The organism is Enterobacter sp. ZOR0014 (assembly GCF_000798855.1).
GTDB classification, from domain to species: Bacteria; Pseudomonadota; Gammaproteobacteria; order Enterobacterales; family Enterobacteriaceae; genus Enterobacter; species Enterobacter kobei.
The window spans coordinates 1-16,444 of record NZ_JTLF01000361.1; the positions used below are offsets into that span (position 1 = coordinate 1).

The 16,444-nt window shown below is 60.5% G+C and carries 17 protein-coding genes, 1 pseudogene and 1 riboswitch; of the genes and pseudogenes, 6 read left to right on the forward strand and 12 right to left on the reverse strand.

Annotated features, from left to right (window positions below; translation table 11 throughout):
- Both L977_RS20420 and L977_RS20425 read right to left on the reverse strand, forming a co-directional pair.
- Positions 1–284 (reverse strand): histidine-type phosphatase (locus L977_RS20420; protein WP_047626842.1); only part of this gene is annotated, 284 nt, incomplete at its 3' end.
- A 103-nt stretch (positions 285–387) separates the two neighbouring features.
- Entirely contained in the window at positions 388–888 is a 501-nt protein-coding gene (locus L977_RS20425) for a DedA family protein (protein WP_047626834.1), read from the reverse strand.
- 158 nt (positions 889–1,046) lie between these two features.
- Positions 1,047–1,216: riboswitch (M-box (ykoK) riboswitch) on the forward strand.
- Between the two features lie 60 nt (positions 1,217–1,276).
- Here L977_RS20425 and L977_RS20430 point away from each other — a divergent pair.
- Positions 1,277–2,278 (forward strand): magnesium transporter, encoded by a 1,002-nt coding sequence (locus tag L977_RS20430; RefSeq protein ID WP_014883298.1) that lies wholly within the window; start codon positions 1,277–1,279, stop codon positions 2,276–2,278.
- On the opposite strand, the gene hpxK is transcribed toward L977_RS20430, so the two are convergent.
- The 7 genes from hpxK to hpxU all read right to left on the reverse strand — a co-directional run bounded on the left by hpxK (position 2,244) and on the right by hpxU (position 8,616).
- Entirely contained in the window at positions 2,244–3,506 is a 1,263-nt protein-coding gene (gene hpxK / locus L977_RS20435; RefSeq protein ID WP_052192663.1) for an allantoate amidohydrolase, read from the reverse strand. The two genes, L977_RS20430 and hpxK, sit on opposite strands and share 35 nt — an antisense overlap.
- A complete protein-coding gene (locus tag L977_RS20440; RefSeq protein ID WP_047626835.1) occupies positions 3,503–4,744 on the reverse strand; it encodes a pyridoxal-phosphate-dependent aminotransferase family protein in 1,242 nt (413 codons plus the stop codon). The genes hpxK and L977_RS20440 overlap by 4 nt, the downstream gene beginning before the upstream one ends.
- 13 nt (positions 4,745–4,757) lie before the next feature.
- Entirely contained in the window at positions 4,758–5,495 is a 738-nt protein-coding gene (locus L977_RS20445) for an amino acid ABC transporter ATP-binding protein (protein ID WP_008499843.1), read from the reverse strand.
- On the reverse strand, positions 5,476–6,132 hold the full coding sequence (locus tag L977_RS20450; protein ID WP_049008460.1) for an amino acid ABC transporter permease: 657 nt from the start codon (positions 6,130–6,132) through the stop codon (positions 5,476–5,478). Before L977_RS20450 ends, L977_RS20445 begins: the two co-directional genes overlap by 20 nt.
- Positions 6,132–6,797, reverse strand: a complete 666-nt coding sequence (locus L977_RS20455) for an amino acid ABC transporter permease (RefSeq protein WP_047626844.1) — start codon at positions 6,795–6,797, stop codon at positions 6,132–6,134. Before L977_RS20455 ends, L977_RS20450 begins: the two co-directional genes overlap by 1 nt.
- Positions 6,798–6,801: 4 nt before the next feature.
- Complete coding sequence (locus tag L977_RS20460) at positions 6,802–7,584, reverse strand: transporter substrate-binding domain-containing protein (RefSeq protein ID WP_014883294.1); 783 nt, start codon at positions 7,582–7,584, stop codon at positions 6,802–6,804.
- 192 nt (positions 7,585–7,776) lie between these two features.
- Entirely contained in the window at positions 7,777–8,616 is an 840-nt protein-coding gene (gene hpxU / locus L977_RS20465; RefSeq protein WP_014883293.1) for a MurR/RpiR family transcriptional regulator HpxU, read from the reverse strand.
- A 144-nt stretch (positions 8,617–8,760) separates the two neighbouring features.
- On the opposite strand from hpxU, the gene hpxW reads away from it, so the two are divergent.
- The 4 genes from hpxW to hpxZ are packed head-to-tail and all read left to right on the forward strand — an operon-like array spanning position 8,761 to position 12,320.
- The gene (gene hpxW / locus L977_RS20470; protein ID WP_047626836.1) at positions 8,761–10,344 is read left to right on the forward strand and encodes an oxamate amidohydrolase; all 1,584 of its coding nucleotides are present in this window, start codon (positions 8,761–8,763) and stop codon (positions 10,342–10,344) included.
- A gap of 10 nt (positions 10,345–10,354) precedes the next feature.
- A complete protein-coding gene (hpxX, locus tag L977_RS20475) occupies positions 10,355–10,543 on the forward strand; it encodes an oxalurate catabolism protein HpxX (protein WP_047626837.1) in 189 nt (62 codons plus the stop codon).
- Positions 10,540–11,937, forward strand: a complete 1,398-nt coding sequence (locus L977_RS20480) for an AtzE family amidohydrolase (protein WP_047366069.1) — start codon at positions 10,540–10,542, stop codon at positions 11,935–11,937. The genes hpxX and L977_RS20480 overlap by 4 nt, the downstream gene beginning before the upstream one ends.
- Positions 11,934–12,320, forward strand: a complete 387-nt coding sequence (gene hpxZ, locus L977_RS20485; RefSeq protein ID WP_047626838.1) for an oxalurate catabolism protein HpxZ — start codon at positions 11,934–11,936, stop codon at positions 12,318–12,320. The genes L977_RS20480 and hpxZ overlap by 4 nt, the downstream gene beginning before the upstream one ends.
- A 69-nt stretch (positions 12,321–12,389) precedes the next feature.
- On the opposite strand, the gene puuE is transcribed toward hpxZ, so the two are convergent.
- The 3 genes and pseudogenes from puuE to L977_RS20500 all read right to left on the reverse strand — a co-directional run bounded on the left by puuE (position 12,390) and on the right by L977_RS20500 (position 14,797).
- Complete coding sequence (gene puuE / locus L977_RS20490; RefSeq protein WP_231104125.1) at positions 12,390–13,289, reverse strand: allantoinase PuuE; 900 nt, start codon at positions 13,287–13,289, stop codon at positions 12,390–12,392.
- A pseudogene (locus tag L977_RS20495) lies at positions 13,210–14,081 on the reverse strand (aspartate/glutamate racemase family protein); the annotation flags it as partial. The gene puuE and the pseudogene L977_RS20495, both read right to left, overlap by 80 nt.
- Positions 14,081–14,797, reverse strand: coding sequence for a GntR family transcriptional regulator (locus L977_RS20500; protein WP_014883286.1), 717 nt, complete (start codon positions 14,795–14,797; stop codon positions 14,081–14,083). The gene L977_RS20500 and the pseudogene L977_RS20495, both read right to left, overlap by 1 nt.
- Positions 14,798–14,941: 144 nt before the next feature.
- On the opposite strand from L977_RS20500, the gene L977_RS20505 reads away from it, so the two are divergent.
- On the forward strand, positions 14,942–16,438 hold the full coding sequence (locus tag L977_RS20505) for an NCS1 family nucleobase:cation symporter-1 (protein ID WP_023332644.1): 1,497 nt from the start codon (positions 14,942–14,944) through the stop codon (positions 16,436–16,438).
- Positions 16,439–16,444 lie beyond the last annotated feature (6 nt).

Sequence of the window (16,444 nt, forward strand, 5' to 3'; positions counted from 1 at the left end):
ATCCCCTGCTGCGCCAGCCACTCGCGCATATAATGACCCATATAGACTTCCAGCACGCCGCCTTTGGTGGTGAGCTGACCACCCGGTACCTCCCACTCCGGCCACTGTTTCGGCGTGGACTGCTCCAGCACGCTGCCGTTGTTGGCGAGCGGTGCGCGCAGGTTATGGCGACTCATGATTAAAACTTGCTCCAGCTGATACCCTTCCGGCGTCTCTTGTGCCTGCACGCCAAACGTTGCTGAAATGGAACCGGCGACTGCCAGCGCGAGTAGTGCTTTTCTCATCCCTAATTCCTCACTCGTTTTAAAATGTCGCATTCAGTGTGACAGATTCGTGACAATTTTCCGGGAAGCATTTCTCAATCTGATGAATACCTTACTCGCCGATTCAGACGCTGATACCAGCGACGATGCCAACATACAGCGCCGCCCACGCGCAGGCAGAAAGCAGGCTGACGGCGTAGACCTTCACGGCGCTTAGCCTGAGCATCCCCGCTGCCAGCGGCACGATATAACGCAATACCGCCAGAAAGCGCGACGTAAACAGCGCAATTTCACCGTTCTTTTGCAGCTGATGCTGCACTCTCAAAAACCTGTCGACATGCTTAGACGTGAAACGCGTGACCAGCCGGGTGTGTCCCATCAGCTGGCCGATATGGTAATTCAGCACCGATCCCACCGTTGCCCCCATAACCACGGCAAGCCATGCGAGCCCAGGATGCATGCTCCCCTGGCTGACGCCGATGCCCGCCAGCAGCATCAGCGAGGCGGGTGGCAGCACGGAGGAGATCAGTACCGTCGATTTACCCAGCGCCATCACGAATAACAACGCAAACAGATGTGCCGGATAGAGCGCAAAATGAGTAAGCAGATGATCAAACCACGCCATTTACCCCATCCTCGTGATGATTTAATCTTTTATTTAAAATGAATAACCTTAAATAAATCCTCAACATCGTATTAATAAAATTCTTCTAAACCGTTCTTAAACATTATTTAAAATCCTGAGCGGTAAAATTAAATATGCGTATTATCCCTCACGTTTTACAACGATCTCGTTATGGCGAGGCTCCTGTACAAATACACGTTATCGCTCTGGTGGGTTCGAGAGAACCAACACAGGGTAAAACAGGCACTGTCGAATCAAGGCTTTGTCAGTATAACTTCCCTTGCGGGATACGGTGTACAGTGCTGAACCCAGGACGTGGGGATCTCCTCTTCGACATGCCCTGTCTTGCTCGCCCCTGAGAGATATTTTTATTCAAAGGGAATTCACTATGTCTTACGCTATTCACAATCAAAACCCGGCATTCAATGACAGCGCCATCGCGCAATATATGAATACCGATTTTATCGTCCTTGATATTGCATTATGCGTGGCGCTGGCGCGCGAGCAATTCTTCGCAAAATTAAAAGACGACGATATTCCATCGCATATTTTTATTGAAGACAATGGCCGCCTGGCGGGCATGATTGCGGTGCGTAAATTGCTGCAAACCGCCGATACGCTACAGCCGGTGAAATCGCTGATGATCTCGCAGTTTTTACAGGTCAAACCGGAGGATGAACGTGCCGATGTTGCCGGCCAGCTGGCGCACGGCGGCGCGGACGTGGTGCCGGTGGTCACCCACGGCAAGCTCGTCGGCTGCCTGACCGAGCGCGAAATCGCCCATCTGCTGGAAGATGACGTCACCGAAGACGCTCAGCTTCAGGGGGCGACGCTGCCGCTGGAAAAGCCCTATCTGGAAACCAGCGCCTTCAGCCTGTGGAAGAAACGCTCCGTCTGGCTCCTGCTGCTGTTTGTCGCGGAAGCCTACACCAGTTCGGTGATCCAGCACTTCGAAGAGGCGCTGGAGTCCGCCATTGCGCTGGCGTTCTTTATTCCGCTGCTGATCGGCACGGGCGGCAACAGCGGAACGCAGATCACCTCCACGCTGGTGCGCGCCATGGCGCTGGGAGAGGTGCATCTTCGCGACGTCGGGCGCGTGCTGCGAAAAGAGATGACCACTTCGCTGATGATTGCCGTGACGCTCGGGATTGCCGGGTGTATCCGCGCGTGGATGATGGGGATTGGGCTGGAAATCACGCTTATCGTCAGCCTGACGCTGGTGTGCATAACGCTGTGGAGCGCGATTGTGTCGTCCGTGATTCCGATGGTGCTCAAACGCTGCGGCATTGACCCGGCGGTCGTCTCCGCGCCGTTTATCGCGACGCTTATCGACGGTACCGGGCTGATTATCTACTTCAAGATCGCGCAATATACGCTGGGGCTGGAGTAACACGGTTCGCCAGCTGGATCACCGCTCGCGAAAACGCCTCAATCGCCAGCGCGACATCCTCAGCCATCACCGACTCTGCCGGGTGGTGGCTGACGCCCCCCTTGCAGCGCACAAACAGCATCCCTACCGGCCAGCGTTCCGCGATGGCTATCGCATCATGGCCCGCGCCGCTGGGCAGCGACAGTGAACGCCCCTGCACCGATTCGACGGCCTCCCCTAACACGTTTTGCAGGTGGATATCGCACGGTGTGGCGGCGATGCGGTAAAACTCCTCGGCGCTGAACTGCAGTCCGCGTCGCGACGCGATTGCCTGCGCATTTTCCAGCAATTCGGCCAGCAACCGATCCAGCGGCGCATCCTGCGGACCGCGGATATCCAGCGAGAGCTGAACCTCGCCGGGGATCACGTTTACCGCACCGGGCAGGCAGCGCAGCTCCCCGACCGTCGCCACCCGATTGCCGCCCTGCTGCCGGGTGGTATTTTCGATGAGAACCATCCATTCGGCAGCGGCGGCCAGCGCGTCCTTACGATGGTTCATCGGCACGGTTCCCGCGTGCCCGGCCTCGCCGGTGAAACGGCAATTCAGGCGACGCGCGCCGTTGATGGCTTCCACCACGCCGAGCGCGAGACCGTCCTGCTCAAGGCACGGCCCCTGTTCAATGTGCAGCTCCAGGTAGGCGCTGAAATCCTCGGGACGGCGTGCAGCATGCGACACGCGGCCGGGATCGAGCCCCACCTGCACCATTGCCTGCGCCACGCTGATGCCGCTGGCGTCGGTTTTTTCCAGCCAGTCCTGCGGCCAGGTGCCCGTCAGCCCCCGGCTGCCTAACAGCGTAATGCCGAAACGGGTGCCCTCTTCATCGCAAAAACCGACAATCTCAATGGCCTGCGCCAGGTGCAGGCCCTGCTGGTGCAGGCTGTCCACCACTTCAATCGCGGTGAGCACCCCGAGCATACCGTCGTAGCGCCCCGCATTGCGCACGGTATCCAGATGCGAACCGAGCAGCACCGCCTGCGCCCCTTCCTGAGCACCTTCATAGCGTCCACAGATATTGCCCACGCTGTCCTGCCAGACGGTCATCCCCGCCTGGCTCATCCACTGCCCGACCAGCTGGTTGGCCTGCAGATGCTGCGCCGAGAGGTAGACCCGGGTCAGCGCATCCGGCGTTTCGCTGATGGCGGCCAGCGCATCGGCGCGCGCCATCACCCGTTCTGCCGCCGGGCTCATTGCGGCGTCTCGCGGCGATAGTGGTCCCACGCGGCCTGCATGGCGGCCCCCTGCGTGGTGGTGAATTTCAGGTAGTTCAGCACCGACTCCAGCGCGCTCAGGGTGGTCATCACGCAATCCTTACGTGCGTTATAACCCATGGTGCCAATGCGCCACACTTTACCGTGCAGCGGGCCAAACGAGGTGCCGATTTCAATCCCGAAATCCTCCAGCATCAGCTTACGCACCTCGTCGCCGTTGACGCCCTGTGGAATCACCACGCCCAGCACGTTATTCATCTTGTGCTTCAGGTCGCCGAAGGTCTCCAGCCCCATCGCCTGAATGCCCTTCAGGAGCGCATCGCCGTGCAGCTTGTGGCGGGCAATGCCGTTATCCAGCCCTTCCTGCAGGATCAGCCGCGCGCATTCGCGGGCACCAAACAGCGCGGTGGTAGCTTCGGTATGGTGATTCAGCCGTTCCGGCCCCCAGTAGTCCATCACCATGCCAAGATCGAAGTAGTTGGAGTAGATCATCTCCTCGTCGCCGTCGCGGTGGGCGTCGGTGCGAATGCCCGCCTCAACGCACTTGCGGCGGCGGATCGCCTCCTCCATCCGCGTACTCAGGGTGACTGGCGAAGTACCCGATGGCCCGCCGAGACACTTCTGCATCCCGGCCGAAACGGCATCCAGCCCCCAGGCGTCGGTCTCCAGCGCGTTGCCGCCGAGCGACGCGGTGGCGTCGGTGTAAAACAGCACGTCGTAGCGGCGGCAAATAGCGCTAAGCTCCGCGAGCGGCTGCAGCATGGTGGTGGAGGTGTCGCCCTGTACGGTGAGCAGCAGGCGAGGACGAATACGCTTAATCGCATCCTCCACCTGGTCCGGGGTGAACACCTCGCCCCACGGCACCTCGATGGTATGCACCTCCGCCCGACAGCGGCGGGCAATTTCGCACAGCAGGTGACCAAAGCGTCCAAAGACCGGAACCAGCACTTTATCCCCCGGGCGAATGGCGGAAACCAGTATCGCTTCAATCCCCGCCCGGGAGGTACCGTCGACCAGCATCGTCCAGCGATTTTCAGTGCGGAATACGCCGCGATAGAGCGCCATCACCTCGTTCATGTAGTGGGTCATGGCCGGATCGTACTGACCAATCAGCTGGCTCGACATAGCGCGCAGCACGCGCGGGTCGGCGTTGATCGGCCCCGGCCCCATCAGCAGACGCTGCGGCGGGTTAATTTGCGGAAAATGTGCGATATCCATGAGTCAGTCCTTATCAGTTGAGGCCGCGCACGGAGGAGATGAACTGCTTCAGTTCCGTGGTCTGCGGGTTGGCGAACAGCGTTTTGCTGTCGCCCTGCTCCCAGACTTTCCCCTGGTGCATAAACACCACGCGGTCGCCCACTTCGCGGGCAAAATTCATTTCGTGCGTCACGAGAATCAGGGTCATCCCCTCGGCGGCCAGCTGCTCCAGTACCTTGAGCACTTCGCCCACCAGCTCCGGGTCAAGCGCGGAGGTGATCTCGTCACAGAGTAAAACTTTAGGCGACATCGCCAGCGCGCGGGCAATCGCCACGCGCTGCTGCTGGCCGCCGGAGAGGCTCGACGGGTAGTAATCCAGACGATCGCCTAAGCCCACTTTCTCCAGCATGCGCTGCGCCAGCTCCCGGCATTCGGCAGCACTTTTCTTCAGCACCCGACGCGGGGCGAGCATGACGTTTTCCAGCGCCGTCATGTGCGGGAACAGGTTGAAGCTCTGGAACACCATCCCCACCGAGCGGCTGATTTCACGCGCCTGGGAATCCCGGTCGGTAATGGTCATGCCGCCGAGCTTAATGCTCCCGTCCTGATAGCCCTCCAGGCCGTTGATACAGCGCAGCAGCGTGCTTTTTCCCGATCCGCTGCGCCCGATAATGGAGATCACCTGGCCCATGTCGATATCCAGATCGACACCCTTGAGCACGTGGTTATCACCGTAGTACTTCTGCACCTGATTAATGGTGATGAGAGGCATTGAATTTCGTCTCCAGATAGCGGCTGTAGCGCGACAGCGGATAACACAGAATGAAGTAGCCCAGCGCCACCAGCGCAAAGACTTTGAACGGCTGATAGGTCACGTTGGTCAGCATGGTCCCGGCCTTGGTCAGCTCGATAAAGCCGATAATCGACGCCAGTGCGGTACCTTTGATCACCTGCACGGCAAAGCCGACCGTCGGGGCGATGCCGATGCGCAATGCCTGAGGGGCGACCACGCGAAACAGGGTCTGGCCGAAGGTCAGTCCCAGACAGCGCGAGGCTTCCCACTGCCCTTTCGGCAGCGCACGGATGCTACCGAACCAAATATCGAGCAGAAACGCGCTGGTGTAGAAGGTTAACGCCAGCGAGGCGGCGGTCCACGGCGAAACGTCGATGCCGAACAGCGCCACGCCAAAGAAGGCCAGGAACAGCTGCATCAGCAGGGGCGTCCCCTGAAACAGCTCGATATAGCCGCGGATGATGCGCTTCACCGTGCGCCCGCCGGTCAGGCGCAGCAGCAGGAGCGGTAGCGTCACCACCGCCCCGCCGACAAACGCCACCAGCGACAGCAGCACCGTCCAGCGTCCGGCCAGCAGCAGGTTGCGAATAATGTCCCAGTCGGTAAAGGTGGTCATCATGCCTGCACCCCCAGCCATTTCCGTCCAGCCGCCATCATCAGCTGGCGCAGGGTAATCGACAGCGCTAAGTAGATACCGGTTGTCACCAGATAGACCTCAAAGCTCAAAAACGTTCTGGACTGGATCAGGTTGGCGGCGAAGGTCAGCTCTTCATACGAGACCTGCGACACCACCGACGAGCCGAGCATCACGATGATGCACTGGCTCACCAGTGCCGGATAAATACGTTGCAGCGCGGGCGGCAGCACCACGCGAATAAAGGTCTGCAGGCGGGTCAGCCCCAGCACGCGTCCGGCCTCCCACTGCCCTCTCGGCGTTACCTGAATGCCCGCGCGGATAATCTCCGTGCTGTAGGCGCCAAGGTTCACCACCATCGCCAGCAGCGCCGCTTCCCCCGCCGTCATCTTCAGGCCCAGATTCGGCAGGCCGAAGACGATGAAAAATAGCTGCACCACAAACGGCGTGTTGCGGATAATCTCCACGTAACCGCCCCAGATCCGGCTGTACCACGTTGGGCGTCCGCTGCGGATCGCCGCCCCGAAAATCCCTATCGCCAGCCCGCCGACGGTCGCCATCACCGTCAGCTGGATGGTGACCCACAATCCCGCCAGCAGCGCCGGCAAGTGCGGCCACAGTTCAGAGAAATGAAGTTGCTCAGTCATCGGCTCAGGCGCCAAGGTTTGCCGGCAGCGGGGCCTTCAGCCATTGCTCAGACAGACCGTTCAGCGTGCCGTCCTTAATGCCCTGCTCAATCAGCGCATCCACTTTTGCCTTCAGAGCCGGTTCGTTTTTCTTCAGGCCGATAAAGCACGGTGAATCTTTCAGCATAAAGCTCGGCACCGGGGCCTTATCGGCATTCTGGCGGGAAATCGCCGCCACCACGAGGTTGCCAGTCGCCACGTACTGCACCTGTCCGGAAAGGTATGCAGAGAGCGTGGTGTTATTGTCTTCGTAACGTTTCACGTTGGCATCTTTCGGCGCCAGGCTGGTGAGTACCATGTCCTCCACCGCCCCGCGCGTCACGCCGATAGTTTTTCCGCTCAGCCCGGCGGCATCTTTCAGCTCGGCCCCTTTCGGGCCAAACACGCCAAGGAAGAACGGCGCGTAGGCGCGGCTAAAATCAATCACCTTCTCGCGCTCCGGGTTTTTCCCGAGGCTGGAGATGACCAGATCCACCTTATCGGTTTGCAGATACGGCACACGGTTGGCGCTGGTCACCGGCACGAGCTGCAGCTTGAGCTTCATCTGTTTCGCCAGATAGCGTGCCATGTCAATGTCGTAGCCCTGCGGCTGCAGGTCGGTCCCCACCGAGCCAAACGGCGGGAAGTCCTGCGGCACGGCAATGCGGAGGGTGCCGCGCTTCTCGATATCCTGAAGCTGGTCAGCCTTTGCAGGCAGTTGTGTGAAGAGGCATGCGGCCCCGGCCAGTGCAATCAACAGTTTTTTCATGGTGCTTCCCCGTAACGTTAACATGAAACAAAAGATTCTTTGAATGTGATTTTGCAACTAATGTGCCAGGTGAGGCGAAACGGGGGATATTCTTATAAAGCCTGATAAAACGCGGACGGAGCGAAAAATTGAGGATGTTCACGCCCCGCCACGTTGCACCATTTCAATGCAAAGCACCAGTCTGACGCCCCATTATCGTTGTTCGAGTTCGTCCAGTTGCTGATAAAGGGAAGCAATCTCGTGAATGCGCGGACGGCCTTTATCGAGACTGTCATGCAGGAAGGCATTCGCCAGCAGGTTGATCAGGCTGTTGACAGAGGAATAGCTGTCATAGGCCGAGACGCTGTCCAGCGGGGCGCAGAGCTGCCAACTCGCCAGTGGAAACAGGCTGTGCGCCTGCGGCTCGCACATCAGCAGCACCGGAATACCGCTACTCTGAAGTTGCTGCATCAGCGGGCGGATAATGCGCGGACGGCGGCGAAAGGCCATCATCACCACCAGATCGTCAGGGGTTAAATCCACCAGTTCTTCGCTCAGGCTCTGGCCTGGCTGAGGGAGCACCAGCACCTGACCCCGCGCCTGCAGCAGCTGCTGGCGCAGGTGGAGCGCCGCGGGATAGGCGTTACGCATGCCAATAATGACAATGCGCCGCGCCTTCACCATGCAGGCCATGGCGTCAGCAAACTGCTGAGCATCGAGAGCATTGACCCACTGGGTCAGGTTCGCCATCTCCTGCTTATAATGGCGCGCCAGTAGCGTGTTGCCCTGCACCGCGTCGCGGTTATCGGTAAGCGGCATCCCGCTCTGACGCAGGGTGCGCAGCTCGTCACGCATCTCTTTATACTTCTCATAGCCCAGACGCTTGAACAGACGGCTCACCGTGGCTTTCGATACCCCGCTCAGCTGCGCCAGCTCGGCACTGTTATAGCTAATAAGGTCGTCAAAATGATCGAAAATAAAATCCGCCACCCGCTGCTCCTGCGGCGACAGTGACGGGTATTGCGCTTTCAGTCGTTCATCAAGCTGTTCCATAACGCCTCTGTAACGTTTGTTTCATCTCATACTCACTATTCATTAAGCATGCCAGCTTCTGCGGCAACTGGCATGAAACTTTTTATTCAGAACTGGAACAGCTTTTGCAGCACCTTGTGACTTTCAGGGTTATGAGGACGCTTCATGCAAAGTAATGTCTCCACACACGGGATGGCTGTTGCCCCCCACCACCTTGCCAGCCAGAGTGCGCTGGCCGTCCTGCGCGAAGGCGGCAGCGCGATAGAAGCCATGGTCGCGGCGGCGGCCACCATTGCCGTAGTTTACCCGCACATGAACGGGCTGGGTGGCGATGGCTTCTGGCTTATCGTGCCGCCGGAAGGGGATCCGATCGCCATTGATGCCAGCGGTGCGGCGGGATCGCGCGCGACGCTCGCGGCCTACGACGGGCTCCCGCATATCCCCCATCGCGGCCCTCAGGCGGCGCTGACCGTTGCCGGCACGGTGAGCGGTTGGGACGAGGCGCTGAAGGTCTCGCGCGAGATGACGGGCAAGGCGCTGCCGCTGTCCCGCCTGCTGGCCGACGCCATTGAGTACGCGCAAAACGGTACCCCGGTCACGGCATCACAGGCGCATGCCACCGCCAGTAAATTTGACGAGCTAAAGGACGTTCCCGGCTTTGCCGAAACCTGGCTGGTGGACGGCAAGCCACCGCCGGTCGGGAGCCGTTTTTACCAGCCCGCCATGGCCACGACCCTTTCGCGCCTGGTGGAAGACGGTCTGGACAGTTTTTATCGCGGCCCGCTGGCGGAGGTGCTGGCGCAGGGTATGGAGACGCTGGGCCTGCCGGTCACGCTGGCCGATCTACACGCCCACGTCGCCCGGCGCACCACGCCGCTGAAGTTGCAGCATCAGCAGGGAGAAATTTATAACCACGCCCCGCCGACGCAGGGGCTGGTGTCGCTGGCGATACTCGGCATCACAGACCGCCTGAATATGGCGGAGGCTGACGATGCGGGGACGATTCACCGTATTGTTGAAGCCACCAAGCTGGCCTTTGGCCTGCGCGATGCGCACATTACCGATCCGCGCGAGCTGAAAACGGATATTCAGGCACTGCTGGCACCCACCGCCCTTCAGGCGCTTGCCGACAGGGTTGACGACAGCCGTGCCGCGCCGTGGGGCACCGGCAAAGGTCCCGGCGATACGGTGTGGATGGGCGTGATGGATAACAGCGGGCTTGCCGTGTCGTTTATCCAGAGTATTTATCACGAATTTGGCAGCGGCGTGGTACTGCCCGATACCGGCATCGTCTGGCAGAACCGGGGCGCATCGTTCAGTCTCGACCCCAGTCATCTTCTGGCCCTCGCGCCGGGCAAACAGCCTTTCCACACCCTGAACCCGACGGCGGCGCGCCTCAAGGACGGGCGCGTGATGGTCTATGGCTCGATGGGCGGCGATGGACAGCCGCAAACGCAGGCCACGCTGTTTACCCGCTATGTGGTCCAGGGTGCGCCCCTGCAGGAGAGCATCGCTCGCCCGCGCTGGCTGCTGGGGCGTACCTGGGGACAAACGTCGGACACGTTAAAACTGGAAGGACGCTTTTCGGATGAGACCGTGTCACAGCTCAGGGCGCGTGGACACGACGTGGAGATCTTCCCGGACTTCAGTGAAGCCATGGGCCACGCGGGGGCGATTGTTCGCCACCCCAACGGGCTGTTTGAAGGGGCGTTTGATCCGCGCAGCAACGGCGCGGCCGCCGGATTTTGAGGAGAGAATAATGACGACACAACAACCCGACTGGCATGCCTATCTCGCGCAAATGGAGACCGTTCTTGGCGTGACGCTGGATGATGCCCGCCGCGCCGAGCTACAGGTACAGTTCAGCCGCATTTCCAGCATGGCCGCTCCATTGATGGCGCTGCCGCTCGATGACCGTCTGGAGATCGCAGGAGTGTATAAAGCATGACGCTACACGAGATGAGTATCAGCGCAATCCAGCAGGCGCTGAGTGCGGGCGAGCTGAGCGCCCATGAGATTGCCCGTCAGACGCTGGAGGCGATAGCGCGCGTGAACCCGCAGATCAACGCCTGGACCACTGTGACGAAAGCGCGCATGCTCGCCGAGGCCGCGAATATCGACACCCTGCGCCGCGAAAAGCGCCCCCTGCCACCGCTGGCGGGCGTGCCCTATGCGGTGAAAAACCTGTTTGACGTTGCCGGGCATACTACCCTCGCCGGGGCCGAGCTGTTCAGCCAGCGCCCTCCCGCGGCCACTGACAGTTTTGCCGTACGTCAGCTGCGTAGCGCGGGCGGGTTACTGACCGGGATGGTGAATATGGATGCCTACGCCTACGGCTTTACCACCGAAAACAGCCACTACGGCGCGACGCATAACCCGCACGACCTGACGCGCATCGCGGGCGGTTCGTCCGGCGGTTCAGCCGCCGCCGTGGCCGCCGGGCTGGTGCATTTTTCGCTCGGCACCGACACCAACGGCTCCATTCGCGTTCCGGCATCCCTGTGCGGGATTTATGGCCTGAAACCCACCTTTGGCCGCCTGTCGCGATCCGGTAGCCATCCGTTTGTGGCGAGTCTGGATCATATCGGGCCCTTTGCCCGCCGCGTGTGCGATCTGGCGTCGGTGTACGACGCGCTGCAGGGGCGCGATACCCGCGACGGTTTTCAGGCAGAACGCTCGCGCGAGGAGACGCGTCCCCTGCTCGAACGCGGTCTGGACGGCCTGCGCTGCGCTGCGCTTGGCGGCTACTTCACCACCTGGTGCGACACGGAGGCCCGGGACGCCGTAGCGCGGGTGGCGAAGGCCCTCGACGTGCAGGAGGAGCTGCAGTTCCCCGACGCCGGGCTGGCGCGCTCCGCGGCGTTTATCACCAGCGCCTCGGAAGGGGGTAACCAGTACCTGCCCGCGCTTCGCCGCGAGCCTGAGCGTTTTGAACCCCATTCCCGCGAACGGCTTCTGGCAGGCGCGATGATCCCTTCCGCCTGGTATATTCAGGCCCAGCGGTTTCGCGCTCAGGCGCGTCAGGCGTTCAACGCCTTGTTTGAACAAGCCGATGTCCTGATCGCCCCCGCAACGCCGCGTAGCGCCACGCGGATCGGTGAGCAAACCATGGAGATTAACGGTCAGCCGCTGCCCATTCGCGCCAGCATGGGCATGCTCACTCAACCGATTTCGTTCCTGGGTTTGCCGGTGACCACCGTTCCGCTACGCACCGCCCGGGGTATGCCGATTGGCCTGCAGCTGATTGCCGCGCCGTTTAACGAGCAGGCCTGCCTGCGCGTCGCGCGCGTGCTGGAAGAGAGTGGCATCACCGATGCCCGCCCGGCGGAGGTGGCGGCATGATCAATCACGATGATATTAACCTGCCGTGGGTGGTAGCCGAAGTGACGGCGGCGTTTTACCGCTATGAAGATGCGCTGGTGAGCAACAACATTACCGTGCTGGATGAACTGTTCTGGCACGACAAAAATACGGTGCGTCTGGGGGCAGGTGAAAACCTGTACGGCATTGAAGAAATCCGCGCCTTTCGTGCGGCGCGCCCGTCAGCCGGGCTGGCGCGAACGTTGCGTCACACCGTCATCACCACCTTCGGGGAGAATTATGCCGTGTGCAGCACCGAGTTTACCCGTGAAGGTAGCGAACGCATCGGCCGCCAGCAGCAGACATGGGTGCGGTTTGCCTGTGGGTGGCGGATCGTGGCGGCGCAGGTGAGTTTGATGTCATAACGCGACCAGGCAGGCGACGTCCTGTAGGCCGGGTAAGGCGCAGCCGCCACCCGGCAAAACATCGCACAATTATTTCAGAAACGGATGCACCTGCCGCCAGTGGTCGGCAATCTGCTGGCGGGTACAGACCCACACCTGCTCATGCTGCTGCACGTAATCCAGGAACCGCTGCAGCGCGCGAAAACGCCCCGGCCGCCCCAGCAGGCGGCAGTGCATGCCAATAGACATCATTTTCGGCGCGCGTTCCCCCTCCTCGTACAGCACGTCAAAACTGTCCTTCAGATACGTATAAAACTGCTCGGCGGTGTTAAACCCCTGCGCGGTGGCAAAGCGCATATCGTTAGCATCCAGCGTATAGGGCACAATCAGGTGCGGTTTACGGGTCCCGTCGCTACAGGCCACTTCCGTCCAGAAGGGTAAGTCATCGCCATAGTAGTCGCTGTCGTAGTCGAAGCCGCCATGCTCCACGACCAGCTGGCGCGTGTTGGGGCTATCGCGCCCGGTGTACCAGCCTGTGGGCGGTTTGCCAAACAGATCGGTCAGCACGTGCACCGCTTTATGCAGATGCTCGCGTTCCTGGGCGATGTCCATATGCTGATAGTGGATCCAGCGCCAGCCGTGGCTGACCACGTCATAATCCGCCGCTTTAATCGCTTCGACGATTTCCGGATGACGCGCCAGCGCCATCGCTACGCCAAAGACCGTCAGCGGCAGACCGCGTTTTTGAAATTCAGTGTGGATGCGCCAGAACCCGGCGCGGCTGCCGTATTCGTAGAGCGAGTCCATCGACATGTGCCTGTCCGGATAGCTTGCGGCACCGATGATGTCCGACAGGAACTGCTCGGATCCGGCATCGCCGTGCAGAACGTGGTTTTCCGCTCCTTCCTCGTAATTGAGTACAAACTGCACGGCGATGCGCGCCTGATTCGGCCACCGCGCGTGCGGTGGGTTGCCTGCGTAACCGCGCAGATCGCGCGGGTAATCCTGTTCAAAAGTCCCCATTGCCACCCCCAAAAATTAAAATGGATTCAGTGCCTGAAATTGTCCGCTTAACGCTTTATTTTCCGGGAAGGCCAGATCCCCGTGCTTGCTGGTCGACAGCCCCAGCACCACCAGCGACTCCACCATCTTCACCGCCGCGCTGACGCCGTCGATAACCGGCACGCGCAGTTCGCGCGTCAGCTCCTGCGCCAGCGTCGCCATGCCGCCGCAGCCCAGCACGATGGCCCCGCAGCCATCCTCTTTCAGCGCCTGTATACAGCGCGCGCGCACCTTTTCCTGCGCCAGGCCGCTGCCGTCTTCCAGCGCCAGCACCGGGAGATCGATGGCATGCAGCGCCGCGCAGTGGTCCTGAAAGCCATACTGATGCAGCAGATGGCGGGCGATAATCAACGTGCGCGGCAGCGTGGTGACCACCGAAAAGCGCGTCGCCACCAGCGTCGCCATATGCATGGCGGCTTCAGCAATCCCTACCACCGGCCCCTGGGCCAGCTCGCGCGCCGCCAGCAGACCCGGGTCGCCAAAGCAGGCAATAACGTGACCATCCACGCCCTGCTGTCTGCCGAGTTTGACCTGTTCGAGAACGCCCACGGCAGCAATGGCCTCGTCAAAGTGGCCTTCGATGGACGGCACGCCTGCGGTCGGGCAGACCGCGAGGATTTCCGTTCCCGGTGCAGCCACCGCACGGGCTGCCGCACCGATGGTTTCCGTCATGGCGAGGCTGGTGTTGGGGTTGATCACTTGTATACAGACAGACGACATTACGACTCCTTGTGGCCGGCAAACAGCCGGGCAAAATCAGGCAGACACTCGCCCGCCCGCTCGAAGCAGAGGCTGGCGACGATATGTTCAAAATGGTGCATTAAGGCCTCGCTGAGCGGCTGGAGCGCCTTCTGGCGCAGCAGATCCACCAGCTGTTCGTGATCGTTGCAGCGACAGCCCTGCCGCCACGGCGCACCCCAGGTGGCAATCACCAGCGATGAACGCTGGCTCAGGCCGGTCACCATCTCCGTCAGCACCTGGTTGCCGGAGATGGCCTGTAGCTGAATGTGAAAATTGGCGGAGTGGCGTATCGCCGCCGGGCCGTCATAGGCCTCGTGCGCCTGCTGCTCCTGACGAATAATGGCCTCCAGTGCTGCCAGATGCGGCGGCTGGCAGTGGGCCAGCACGTCCGGCAGATTAGCGACCTCCAGCAGCGCGCGGGTGCGGAAGATGTGCCGCGCCTCTTCTACCGTCGGGCTGGCGACGTGTGCACCACGTTTGGGCGTTAAGGTGACCATTTGCACAGCGGCGAGTCGTTGCAGCACCTTTCGGATGCCGGTACGGCTCACGCCAAACACCTCGGCCAGCGCCTCTTCCGGCAATTTGCTCCCCGGCAGCAACTGATGTTCGACAATTGCGGTCATCAGCGCCTGAAAGATGGATTCGTCTTTGTCATGCAGGTCTGGCGCGGTCTGCAGGCCATTTACGTTGTTCATTCACCACTCCGTGCTTTACCTTTCGTTATCGAATCGTATACATAAAAATAAAATATTGCATACAAGATTTATTATTTTGGCCTGGATCCTGCAACACCGTTTGCACTCCCACTCAACGGGTTTTCATTCACAGGAGCAGGTTTCATGCCAAACAGTCAAAACGCGCAGCAGGGTACGGCCGCTGATTCCGGTGCGGTTTACAGCCCACGTCTTTGCAATGAGGATCTGGCACCCACGCGTGACCAGAACTGGAGCTGGTACAACATCTTTTCATTCTGGATGTCGGACGTTCACAGCATGGGGGGATATGTGGTCGCCGCGAGCTTCTTTACGCTCGGGCTGGCAAGCTGGCAGGTGTTACTCTGCCTGCTGGTGGGGATTTGTATTGTGCAACTGTGCGCCAACCTGGTCGCAAAACCGAGCCAGATGGCGGGCGTGCCCTATGCCGTGATCAGCCGTCAGGCGTTCGGCGTCTTTGGGGCGAACATTCCGGCGGTGATCCGCGGGCTTATCGCCTTTGCGTGGTATGGCATCCAGACCTACCTGGCCGCCAACGCCCTGATGCTGGTGGCACTGAAGTTCTGGCCGTCGCTCTCTTCACTCACCACCGGCGCGTTCCTCGGCCTGTCACATCTGGGCTGGATCTGCTTCGCCATCATGTGGGTATTGCAGGCGATGGTTTTCTGGCACGGGATGAGCGCCATCAAGCGCTTCATTGATATCGCCGGTCCGGCGGTCTACGTGGTGATGCTGGCCCTTGCGGGCTGGATTGTATACAAGACCGGTTTTGACGGGATCTCCTTTACCCTCGCCAGCAAATCCCTGACCGCGGGCGAGCAAACCTGGCAGATGATCACCGCGACCGCGCTGGTGGTCTCCTACTTCTCCGGCCCGCTGCTCAACTTTGGTGACTTCTCCCGCTACGGGAAAAGCATGGGGGAGATCCGCCGCGGTAACCGCTGGGGTCTGCCGTTTAACTTCCTGCTGTTCTCCATCGTCACCGTGGTGATTGTCTCCGGTACCCAGTCGCTGTTTGGCCGCATGATCACCGACCCGATTGAAACCGTCAGCCGTGTGGGTAACGATCTGGCCGTGGCGATTGGCCTGCTGACGATGATCACCGCCACCATCGGGATTAACATTGTGGCGAACTTTGTCTCGCCAGCCTTTGATTTCTCTAACTGCTCGCCGCAGAAGATCAGCTTCCGCACCGGGGGAATGATTGCTGCCGTCGGCTCGATCCTGCTCACCCCGTGGAACCTGTTCAACTCACCGGAGTTAATCCACTACACCCTGGACGTGCTCGGGGCGTTTATCGGCCCGCTGTTCGGCATACTGATTGCCGATTTCTACCTGATTAAACGCGGCAAGGTGTCGGTTGACGACCTGTTCGATGACACGCCAAAGGGCAAATACTGGTATCGCAACGGCTTTAACCCGAAAGCCATCGGCGCGCTGATCCCGTCCGTTGCCGTGGGCCTGGTGATTAGCTTTATCCCGGCCCTGCATGAGGTGGCGAACTTCAGCTGGTTCATCGGCGTCTTCCTCGGCGGCGTGACCTACCGCTGGCTGGCGCGGGAAGATCGCGAGACAGCAGGCGCGACGACGTTCAGCTCCCGCGTGGCAACGCAAAAAGAGTAACCCTTC

Bases quoted from the DNA above. Each gene is read 5' to 3' on its own strand.
- L977_RS20425 (WP_047626834.1), bottom strand. From the start codon at position 888: ATGGCGTGGTTTGATCATCTGCTTACTCATTTTGCGCTCTATCCGGCA.
- L977_RS20430 (WP_014883298.1), top strand. From the start codon at position 1,277: ATGTCTTACGCTATTCACAATCAAAACCCGGCATTCAATGACAGCGCC.
- hpxK (WP_052192663.1), bottom strand. From the start codon at position 3,506: ATGAGCCCGGCGGCAGAACGGGTGATGGCGCGCGCCGATGCGCTGGCC.
- L977_RS20440 (WP_047626835.1), bottom strand. From the start codon at position 4,744: ATGGATATCGCACATTTTCCGCAAATTAACCCGCCGCAGCGTCTGCTG.
- L977_RS20445 (WP_008499843.1), bottom strand. From the start codon at position 5,495: ATGCCTCTCATCACCATTAATCAGGTGCAGAAGTACTACGGTGATAAC.
- L977_RS20450 (WP_049008460.1), bottom strand. From the start codon at position 6,132: ATGACCACCTTTACCGACTGGGACATTATTCGCAACCTGCTGCTGGCC.
- L977_RS20455 (WP_047626844.1), bottom strand. From the start codon at position 6,797: ATGACTGAGCAACTTCATTTCTCTGAACTGTGGCCGCACTTGCCGGCG.
- L977_RS20460 (WP_014883294.1), bottom strand. From the start codon at position 7,584: ATGAAAAAACTGTTGATTGCACTGGCCGGGGCCGCATGCCTCTTCACA.
- hpxU (WP_014883293.1), bottom strand. From the start codon at position 8,616: ATGGAACAGCTTGATGAACGACTGAAAGCGCAATACCCGTCACTGTCG.
- hpxW (WP_047626836.1), top strand. From the start codon at position 8,761: ATGCAAAGTAATGTCTCCACACACGGGATGGCTGTTGCCCCCCACCAC.
- hpxX (WP_047626837.1), top strand. From the start codon at position 10,355: ATGACGACACAACAACCCGACTGGCATGCCTATCTCGCGCAAATGGAG.
- L977_RS20480 (WP_047366069.1), top strand. From the start codon at position 10,540: ATGACGCTACACGAGATGAGTATCAGCGCAATCCAGCAGGCGCTGAGT.
- hpxZ (WP_047626838.1), top strand. From the start codon at position 11,934: ATGATCAATCACGATGATATTAACCTGCCGTGGGTGGTAGCCGAAGTG.
- L977_RS20500 (WP_014883286.1), bottom strand. From the start codon at position 14,797: ATGAACAACGTAAATGGCCTGCAGACCGCGCCAGACCTGCATGACAAA.
- L977_RS20505 (WP_023332644.1), top strand. From the start codon at position 14,942: ATGCCAAACAGTCAAAACGCGCAGCAGGGTACGGCCGCTGATTCCGGT.